This is a genomic window from Candidatus Thermoplasmatota archaeon (assembly GCA_018814355.1).
GTDB lineage: Archaea > Thermoplasmatota > Thermoplasmata > UBA10834 > UBA10834 > COMBO-56-21.
Window position 1 is genome coordinate 1 of sequence record JAHIZT010000072.1, and the last position, 9053, is coordinate 9053.

The window sequence follows — 9053 nt, forward strand, 5'->3', positions numbered from 1 at the left end:
CTAACTCCAATATCACCAACAATTTGGGTGGCTCCCGTGGTTGTGATTCCTGCTTTTGATAGAATCACGAAATCTCCAGCTGTTCCAAGGTTTACTGTTCCTGGACCAGCTGCCTGGGCTGGAATTGTCGAGACGGTATTGGAGATTAGTGTAACCGCTGTCTGCGCCAACGCCCTACCCTCCAGCATTGCGCCGGTATTCATCGTAATCGCCGTTTGACACAATATGATTCCCTTCATCTCAGCCGTCGTTCCAATGGTAACACCGCTGGCGACCTGCCAGAAGATGTTGGAAGCCTGTGCGCCGCCGCTCAGAGTGACGATGGCTCCGTTGGCCACGGTTAGACCTCCCGCTATCTGGAAGATCCAGACATCGCTTGCGCTGCCCGAGATAGTGACACCAGCAGCAGATATTAGGACCCCAGTGCTCCACTTGTAAAGACCAGGAGCGAGGGTCTGCCCAGTAACATCTCCGGCGTACAGTTCAGTATGATCAGGGTTCGTCCGTCCAGCTGCGTCGGTGTACGCGGTCTGCATGTCGCTTACAGCCGTAATCATTTTAGCTGGAGTTGGAGTAGCATAGTCGGCTGCATACACATTTCCAGTCACTAGAGATGATGTCGAGAATGTACCCGAGGCATCCAGTATCAATCCAAATCCAGTCATGGCTGTCGCAGCGATTGGACTGACTCCAATATCACCAACAATATGGGTGGTTCCCGTGGTTGTGATTCCTGCTTTTGATAGAATCACGAAATCGCCAGCTGTTCCAAGGTTTACTGCTCCTGGACCAGCTGCCTGGGCTGGAATTGCTGCATAGAAGCCTAGAACAGCAATCATTGAAACAACAATCAGCATGCTGAAGAACCTGAGCATTGCAGGTCGTGCTGCAGGCGCGCGCTCGCGACCGTTTACTGGCTCCTCACGAGCAGGCCAATGTCGAGCACGATCTGCCCTCTTCCCATTCCTTGCACGCGAACGCTCTCCAATCGGACCACGATCAACAACTGGTGTTGATATCGCCTTTCCTTGACTGTTTTGCATTTTCTCACATCCATAGCGTGCGAATATTCCCGCGACTATGTACTTTCCCCCCATCGTGTTTCGACATGATACCGCTATTTCAACATCATGGATGGTTTACTTCAACATCATGGATGGTTTACTTCAGCATTTGATGCAAATCTATTCGCAGTCCCCAGAGCATGGCTATCTTCTTAGCAAATGATCATCCAACCAAATCGCCACTGCCAGATGAAATCAAGAAGGCTCTGTTGCAGGACACAACCTGAACCATGCAGGACGATCCCACACGCACTCTGATGATGTGGACGCAGGACCGTACTTGAACCTCATTTCAGGAGTGTTGAGAAGGATCTGAGCTCGGCCAATGAACCCTCTGCCAACATCTTGACCCTAGCTAGCGTAAGATCCCTCACAACTTCCTCAAGAAGAGCGATTTCCTCCTTATAGATCACATGGCCAGGAGAGAAACAAACGCTGAAAATTCCTATGAGGCTGCCTGCATATTCCATCGGGATTATCACGCTCGAGTACCCTTCATGATCACAATTGCGATGACATTCTACACATTTTTCTCCGGTTCCATTGACGATGGCTGTCTTCATTGATTTTGCAACTGATTTTACGCAATTGGGTCCTTCCCCACTCCCTTCAAGTGCTATTCTCCAAGATTCGGTTCCATGCACTCCGCAATGCCCGATACATCGGGCCTCTCTGATCACGACCTGATCCTACTCGACCGTGTTGAGTGCGACGAGTTCAGGTACGCGCTCGAGGACATGCCCGATCCTAGCAGCTAGCACGCGCATCCCCACGACGTCAGCAAGAGCTGCTGCAATCGGGGTATCGTGCGCCTGAACTGCTATGCCCCTAGAAACGCCTACAATCGAACGGGAACGCGTTGACGCACAGAGCGGTTCTGTAAAGGGTTTGGGGGACAGGTGGGCAACGGGATCTGAGCGTCTCAACACTGGCTCGATTTATACGCAGGTTTTGCGCTCCATAAATCGTTTTATGCGAACTGCGAGCAGGGCAAGCCGACTTGCCCGTTTCTAGCCCCTTGTCAGCCCGCTTTGCCACGACGTCAGCAAGAGCAGGTGCAATCAAATCATCTGTGCGCCTAAGGTGACATGCCCCTACAATCGAACAGGGAGCGCGTTGTCGCGCAGAGTGGTTTGTAAAGGGTTTGTGGGGAAGACGGTGGGAGATACTTCAACTGCTGGCTAAGATTTACTCGCTTTTGAAACCGTGTTAAACAGGTTTATCAAGCGTGGGAACGTACGCACGGCCGTGGACCTTGAACCAGTCACGGACATCCCAGCCCTCAGGATGAAGGGGCGGCAGAAGTGGATATGCGTCGCGGATCTTCACCTTGGATTGGAGGTCCAGCTTAGGCGTGCTGGCTTCAACATACCTTCCCAGACGCCAAAGATGCTGTCCAGCCTCGAAGAGCTGGCATCCCTTGGCGACAACCTTCTCATCCTCGGAGATGTGAAGCACAGGATACCTTCGGTGAGCTACCGCGAGGACAGGGAGATACCGCCGTTCCTCGAGAAGCTCATGAGGGACTATGGTAGCATCATGATCGTGACGGGAAACCACGATGGTGGATTGGGTGACATTCTGCCCAAGGGAATCGACGCTGTAGCCGGACACGGAACCAGCATCGAGGGCATCGGCGCTTTTCACGGCCACATCTGGCCGTCAAAGCAGGTGATGGAGTGCGCCAAAATCGTGATGGGCCACATCCATCCGTCAGTCCTGCTCGTAGACTCTCTGGGTTCAAAGAGCAACGAGAAATGCTGGGTCCGAGGCAGACTGAGGAAGCGGCTTGTCTTGGAAAGATACGAGACCTGTCCAGCGGAACTGATCGTGGTCCCCGCATTCAACCCTCTGCTCACAGGTACTCCGATAAACCGGGCTGTCGGTTCTAGATTGGGCCCTCTCTTCAGGAACAATATCGTGAACGAGAGCACACTCAGAACGTATCTCCTGGACGGGACAAACCTCGGGCTGCCTTAGTCAAGTCCGTTCCGTCACTTCTGCGGTCTGTCGAAGAATATGCTCTTGCCAGTTGCTGACAAGGGGATCCCATGACAGATGTTGGACTTGCCGATTCCCAAGCGTTTCGCGGACAGCCCTATCCTGTACATTATCCTGTTGTCCACGTTGAGCTCCGATGCCGTCTTCGCGGCAGAGCCTAGCGCAATGCCGAGGTCGAGCAGCCGGAGAGCGCAGTTGGGACCAGTGAAGTCGCCTGTGTACGACTTGTCATTGAGCTCCTGACAGCTGGCAAATCCGCATGCTCCGCAGTTCATTCCCACACCCTTGTGCGGGAGGAGGCCGACAAGCAGGACGGCATCCGAATCGAGCACGTTCTGGCCATCCCGCTCGAAACCGGGGTTGCCTCGCTCCTTCCCGACCTTAATCATGTCAGTCCCGAGCGCGACCCTCTCAGAGTCGGAGAGCAAAGCAACTTCGATGAAATCCTTGCCAGCGGCCTTCGGTGCGGTCCTAGCAGCGACGGCCATCAGCTCCCCGACGAATCGGACTGTCTCTTTCATGGTCATGTTGGGTGAATCTCGTGCTGGTCATTTATATCCGTCGAAGACCGTCCTTGACCTACTCATGATTGAAGCAAAATCACAACATTCTAGCTTGTGAAGGGGGCGAATCTCTTCTGCCGACGAGATTGTCCTACCAGGCTCACAGGAGCAGACAACGGAGAGGCCTCCCAATCATGAGGAATCACTGAGACCATACGGGAATCCTGAAGACCAGTGTCCTTCCGTCCTTCGCCAACGGACGACGTCAGGAACATTCTCAAGGAGGCATGGGCATCGGGGTATGATGGCAATGGTAAGCAAGTTCAGGGACGAGGTTAAGCAACTCGCAACGCAACTAGGAGCGGATCTCGTTGGGATAGCTCCAGAGAACGAGTTCGCTAGTGCGCCTGCAGGACATCGCCCGCAGGACATCCTGAAGGGGGCGAGAAGCGTCGTAGTAATCGCTGTCGCACTCCCACATGCGGCTCTCGAATCCGCTCCTAGCCGCGAGTATTCAGCGAGCTACATGTCCGCCAACCATGAGCTCAATAGGATCGCGTTCAGGCTCGCGAAGTTCCTCCAGGAGAAGGGGCATCGCGCGGTCCAGGTTCCATCGTCCCCCCCGTACGACCTCAAACGTATGAGAGGCGATCTGTCACACAGACATGCGGGCGAGCTGGCAGGTCTCGGGGCGTTCGGCAAGAACAGTCTCCTCCTCTCACCGAGATATGGCGCTAGAATGCGCTTGGTCTCTGTCATCACAGATGCAAACCTCACACCTGACAAGAGGTTGCAAACCGATTTCTGCATGGATTGTGACAAATGCATCCGAGCATGTCCGGCGAAGGCCCTCAAAGGCGGTCGAATAGTTGACAAGAAGGCTTGTGACAATCAGCATCTCAGAATAGGAAAGAAGCTCGATCTGTCGGGCTGGGAACAGGTCTGCGGTGTCTGCATACGCGTCTGCCCAGTGGGCATTCATACCAAGAAGAGATAGCATCACATGACCAATGATTCCTGCGTGCTGAACCGCTCCGCCCCTCGGACCACGACAACTGCATAAACCCCTTGGGCTATCTCGTGGCCGGACGTATGGGACAGATGAGAGTCGTTCAACTAGGATGCGGAATAACAGGCCTCGTGTGCGCGGAATACCTCGAAAAGAACCCCAAGGTGGATGAGCTGGTCCTCGCCGACATGCGAACAGACGCTGCGGAAGGAATGGCTCGGCGGGTCAAGAGCGACAAGATATCGGTCGTCAAGACCGACGCCTCGGACAAGAATGCACTCAAGAAGCTACTGAGAGGAACGGACCTCGTCGTTTGCTCGATCACATCTGAGTTGCTGGGAGAGATCGGTGAGGCGGCGATTGCGAGCGGTGTGAACTATCTTGATTTCAGCTTGTCAGTGGATTTCACCAAGGGGTTCGAAGCGCTGAAAAAGAAGTGCGATAACAGTGGCATAACCTACCTCACTGCAATGGGAGCCGATCCTGGAATGTCGGACGTATTCGCCAGATACGGGTCTGACATGCTCGACAGCGCCTACGAGGCCCATGTCATGGATGGAGACAATGCAGTCGCGAAAGGATATGACTTCTTCACACTTTGGTCTCCCTTAGACATGGTCGAGGAAGCGACAACGCCTGCGGCAGTGTGCAAGGACGGCAAGATAAGCTACCTGCCACCGCTTCACAAGAAGGATATCTACGAATTCCCCCAGCCGATAGGTTCCTTACCCGTGTACAACACCACTCACGAAGAGACCTTTCTCATCCCACGATTCATCAAGGGCATAAGGAACGCGGAATTCAAGATCGCCATCGACGACGAGTTCGCTGCCAAGTGCAACATGCTTCGGAAGCTCGGGATGCACAGCAAGGAACTCGTTGATGTGAAGGGCACGATGGTCAGGCCGTTGGACGTTGTTGTCGCAACGATGCCAAGACCCGTGGAGCTTGTTGGAATGGTCAAGGGTTCCGCAGGGATCGTAGTCGAGATCCTTGGCAAGAAGGACGGCAAGAACGTCATGGCCAAGGTGTGGACCACCTTATCTCACGAAGAGGCCTACCGGATATGCAAGAGCAATGCCACTGGCTACCTGGTTGGCGCGGCAGGAGCGGTCGGGGCCGAGATGATAATCTCCGGTGAGCTCAAGGACAAGGGGCTGCTCGTACCCGAGCAGCTTCCTGCGAAGAAGTTCATCGAGAGGTTGCCCCAGAAGAAACTGGAGGCAAAGAGTAAGATCATATCTCTGGAATGAGACAAAGCCGAGCACGCTTGTGCTTCGAAGTGCGTCGCTGGTAGCTCACGAACAAGTGAGAGCCCGGGACTTCTCATACAGATCTTCTCGAGCCAAGGGGAACCGCGACGGGCGTGCTGAACCACAAGTTGATGAGGTCTGCTGGAAGCACACTTGCAGCAGCGAGATAACCCGACAACCGGGTTCTCGCAGAGGGTCAGGATACACCTGAGGGTGGAGAACACTGAGCATGCAATCTCGTGCTTCCCATCATCGACGGGATCGAGAGGTGCTTCGAAGACGGACATGGCTACCCGAGCTACTGAGACTCTTCCCGCGCGATCTCTTGTTCAGCCTGATTGAGCCGGTCGGACAAAACGAAACGCAGACGCCGCATCCTGCGCACTTGACCGGGTTATGCCGGACCTTATCCCCATCGATGGTCCACGCCTTGAAATGACATCTCTTCACGCAGAGACCGCATTGGTTGCATTCCTTCGAAGAATACACAGCTATGACATCAGCATGTCCGATTATGGCAGGATCATAACCGAACCTGGTGATGGCCGCCATAGTGTGACAGCAGCATGCGCAGCAGCTGCATATCGAACGCATCTCATGTCCGGGGGTATCATAAGCCAGATGGACGAAACCTGCCTTATGCGTCTTCCTCAGGGCATCCATGGCTTCCTCGAAAGTAGCCTTCCATCCTTCCCTCTTGGTGATGGCCAGCTCCGCCTCCTTGTCTACGCACACGCAGACATCGATGGGACCTTTGCATCCTTTTATCTTGAGCCTGCACCAGCATGGCTCAAGCGATATGAGCTTTGCCTTCTTGAGTATCTTCTCCAGCTCATGGAATCCTAGGACCTTCTGCTTCCCCTCGACGGAGATGGAAACAGGTACAGTCATCGGCTTGTACTCTGCGAGAACATCGTTGATCTCCGTGCGGGTCCAGTCCTTGTCTTCGCATGCTCTATCTAACATCTGTGGGAACGAAGGGGGTTATTCATACAATATCTTTGCTGGAGCTGTCGGCGAGACGCTTGCAGAGCCAGCGCATCTTGATGACCAGATTTCCGGCCCTTTATATCGGTTGGAAGCCATGCGTCCCTGAACCGGAGTGAAATGGCCTTGAACGGCACAGCGATGCTCATCTCAGTGCTAATGGTCGCGAGGCGGCAGAAGGCGGCAAGGCCGCGTATGATCAAGGTTCCCAAAGGACAGATCCGAAAGGCCGGGGCGAGAAGGATGAAGATGAGGACCCGCCCCCAGGTCAAGGCAGTCCGCGTCAAGGGCCAGATCAAGTGCGACATCTGTTTGGGAATGATCAAGCCCGACCTTCCCAGCGTGCTCTGCGGCTGCGGAAAGCAGTTCCACAACTCATGCGCGCAGAGAGTATGCACCTGTCCTATCTGTGGCAAGGAGCTCGGCTACTCCGCGCAGAAGCCGCACGTTGTGGATTCCAAGATGCCCATCATCAAGCCGATGCCGCTCACCAGAGATGACAAGCTTCTGCTGCTGGAGGAACGCTTCCTTCTGGGTGAGATCACTGAGAGGACTTATCTCTCAATGAAGGAGAACATCCAGAAGGCACCCAACGACGCCACTTTCTGCAGCATCTGTGGCAGGAGACTGATTTCGGACGAGACATGCGACTGCACCCTGTACAAGCGTTCCCTGCAGTGCCCGGAGTGTGGCGCGACTCTCTCCGACGAGGATCAGTTCTGCAGGAGATGCGGCGTAGTCTTCACGACAGACTTCTCGGAGGACCTGTTTCAGTGTCCGGAGTGCGGGCGGATCGTCAGCATTGAAGAGAAACAGTGCGCATGCGGAGTACTCCTTGTCGGGGAAGGAAACATGCTATGCCCAGCCTGCGGCGAGGAGATTCTAGAGACCGCGACTGAGTGCATACACTGTGGAGCACCGCTGGTCGAGCTTGTGACCGAGTGTCCGGCATGTGGACGAAGAGTGGACAAGGACGAGTTTGCCTGCCTGTGCGGAATCATCTTCTCGGACAGGGTTGGGGGGGCCGAGTGCTCTGAATGCGGCTGCACCGTCGAGGTCACAGATCAGTTCTGCCCAACATGCGGTGCGAGGTTCGCAGACACGCCGAGGCTCGAAGGAAAAGTGGAGAGAGAAATCAGACGCTAGGCGGACAATCGGTTTGTCCGCCGTTTGAGGTTTGTGAAAGCTAGTTGCTGACCCAGCTTATCTCACGAAGTCGATCGGCTCATCGCTGCCGCCGTATGACCTCGATCCGGACCCTCCGGACGCGGCTCTCCTCTGGACCGCCGACGGAGCTGCCGTTGCGCTCTGGCCCATGAAGTTCTCGGACTTCGCGCCCGTGACGATGAGCAGGATCTTGACCGAGCTCTCGAGAGATGGGTCGATGCTGCAACCCCAGATGAGTCTTGCGTGCTTGGCGATCCTCTGGCCAACGACCTCGGCGGCCTTCTGGGCCTCCGACACGGTCATGTCAGGGCCTCCGACGACCCTGATCAGCGCACCCTTGGACTCCTTCAGGTCGATCTCTCCGAGCAACGGCGAGTTCAAGGCCTCCTCGATGGCCGCCTCGATCCTGTCCTCTGGGTCCGACTCTTCGGACTCGCCGATGCCGACGAACGCGACGCCGCCCTCGTTCATGACGGTCATTATGTCACTGTAGTCCAGGTTGACCAGTCCCGGCTTCGTAATGATCTCTGTCAGGCCTCTGATGGTCTGCATCAGCACCTCGTCAGCGACCTTGAACGCCGCATCGACGGGCAGCTTCGGGACTAGCTCGAGCAGCTTGTCGTTCGGGATGACGATGGTCGTGTCGCACAACCTTCTCAGCCTCTCGAGGCCGTCCATGGCGGTCTCCATCCTGACCTCGCCCTCCGCCTTGAATGGCAGCGTGACGACTCCGATGGTCAACGCCTTCTGCTCCTTTGCGAGCCTGGCCGCGAAGTGGGCGGATCCAGTACCAGTGCCGCCACCCATTCCAGCAGTGACGAATACGATGTTCGCGCCGGTCAGGAAGTCGCGGATCTCCCGCTCGTTCTCCTTGGCCGCCGCTTCACCAACTTGGGGGATGGCGCCTGCGCCCAGACCCCTGGTGATGTTCTTTCCAATCAGGATCTTCCTTGGAGCGTGGACGGAAAGCAAGTGCTTCGCATCCGTGTTGATCGCGCAGAGCTGGGCACCGGATATCCCGGCCTCAACACATCTGCTGATGGTGTTGGTCCCACCGCCGCCGCAACCA

General features: G+C 55.5%; 9 protein-coding genes. 4 read left to right on the plus strand and 5 right to left on the minus strand.

Annotated elements, in window-relative coordinates:
• Together KJ653_04995 and KJ653_05000 are read right to left on the minus strand one after the other, a co-directional pair.
• The coding region (locus KJ653_04995) for a DUF3494 domain-containing protein (protein MBU0685189.1) at positions 1–875 on the minus strand (875 nt) is incomplete at its 3' end.
• A 476-nt stretch (positions 876–1351) separates the two neighbouring features.
• A complete protein-coding gene (locus tag KJ653_05000) occupies positions 1352–1627 on the minus strand; it encodes a GAF domain-containing protein (GenBank protein MBU0685190.1) in 276 nt (91 codons plus the stop codon).
• Positions 1628–2312: 685 nt separating this feature from the next.
• Here KJ653_05000 and KJ653_05005 point away from each other — a divergent pair.
• Complete coding sequence (locus KJ653_05005; GenBank protein ID MBU0685191.1) at positions 2313–3044, plus strand: metallophosphoesterase; 732 nt, start codon at positions 2313–2315, stop codon at positions 3042–3044.
• Positions 3045–3058: 14 nt separating this feature from the next.
• Here KJ653_05005 and KJ653_05010 read toward each other — a convergent pair whose 3' ends face one another.
• Positions 3059–3586, minus strand: coding sequence for a hypothetical protein (locus tag KJ653_05010; GenBank protein MBU0685192.1), 528 nt, complete (start codon positions 3584–3586; stop codon positions 3059–3061).
• Positions 3587–3878: 292 nt separating this feature from the next.
• Between KJ653_05010 and KJ653_05015 the strand changes: the two genes are divergently transcribed.
• Positions 3879–4565: an epoxyqueuosine reductase gene (locus KJ653_05015; protein MBU0685193.1), complete on the plus strand. Its 687-nt coding sequence runs from the start codon at positions 3879–3881 to the stop codon at positions 4563–4565.
• A gap of 104 nt (positions 4566–4669) precedes the next feature.
• The gene (locus tag KJ653_05020) at positions 4670–5830 is read left to right on the plus strand and encodes a saccharopine dehydrogenase NADP-binding domain-containing protein (protein MBU0685194.1); all 1161 of its coding nucleotides are present in this window, start codon (positions 4670–4672) and stop codon (positions 5828–5830) included.
• Between the two features lie 249 nt (positions 5831–6079).
• Here KJ653_05020 and KJ653_05025 read toward each other — a convergent pair whose 3' ends face one another.
• Positions 6080–6796 carry a 4Fe-4S binding protein gene (locus tag KJ653_05025; protein ID MBU0685195.1) on the minus strand — a complete coding sequence of 239 codons (717 nt, stop codon included), beginning with the start codon at positions 6794–6796 and terminating at the stop codon, positions 6080–6082.
• A 141-nt stretch (positions 6797–6937) separates the two neighbouring features.
• Here KJ653_05025 and KJ653_05030 point away from each other — a divergent pair, with 141 nt between their 5' ends.
• Complete coding sequence (locus KJ653_05030) at positions 6938–7963, plus strand: zinc-ribbon domain-containing protein (GenBank protein ID MBU0685196.1); 1026 nt, start codon at positions 6938–6940, stop codon at positions 7961–7963.
• A 57-nt stretch (positions 7964–8020) separates the two neighbouring features.
• Here the strand turns inward: KJ653_05030 and ftsZ are convergent.
• A partial coding sequence (ftsZ, locus tag KJ653_05035; GenBank protein ID MBU0685197.1) for a cell division protein FtsZ occupies positions 8021–9053 on the minus strand: 1033 nt, incomplete at its 5' end.

Excerpts from the sequence above, each read along its gene's own strand:
- KJ653_05000 (MBU0685190.1), bottom strand. The coding sequence starts at position 1,627 with ATGAAGACAGCCATCGTCAATGGAACCGGAGAAAAATGTGTAGAATGT.
- KJ653_05010 (MBU0685192.1), bottom strand. The coding sequence starts at position 3,586 with ATGAAAGAGACAGTCCGATTCGTCGGGGAGCTGATGGCCGTCGCTGCT.
- KJ653_05015 (MBU0685193.1), top strand. The coding sequence starts at position 3,879 with ATGGTAAGCAAGTTCAGGGACGAGGTTAAGCAACTCGCAACGCAACTA.
- KJ653_05020 (MBU0685194.1), top strand. The coding sequence starts at position 4,670 with ATGAGAGTCGTTCAACTAGGATGCGGAATAACAGGCCTCGTGTGCGCG.
- KJ653_05025 (MBU0685195.1), bottom strand. The coding sequence starts at position 6,796 with ATGTTAGATAGAGCATGCGAAGACAAGGACTGGACCCGCACGGAGATC.
- KJ653_05030 (MBU0685196.1), top strand. The coding sequence starts at position 6,938 with ATGGCCTTGAACGGCACAGCGATGCTCATCTCAGTGCTAATGGTCGCG.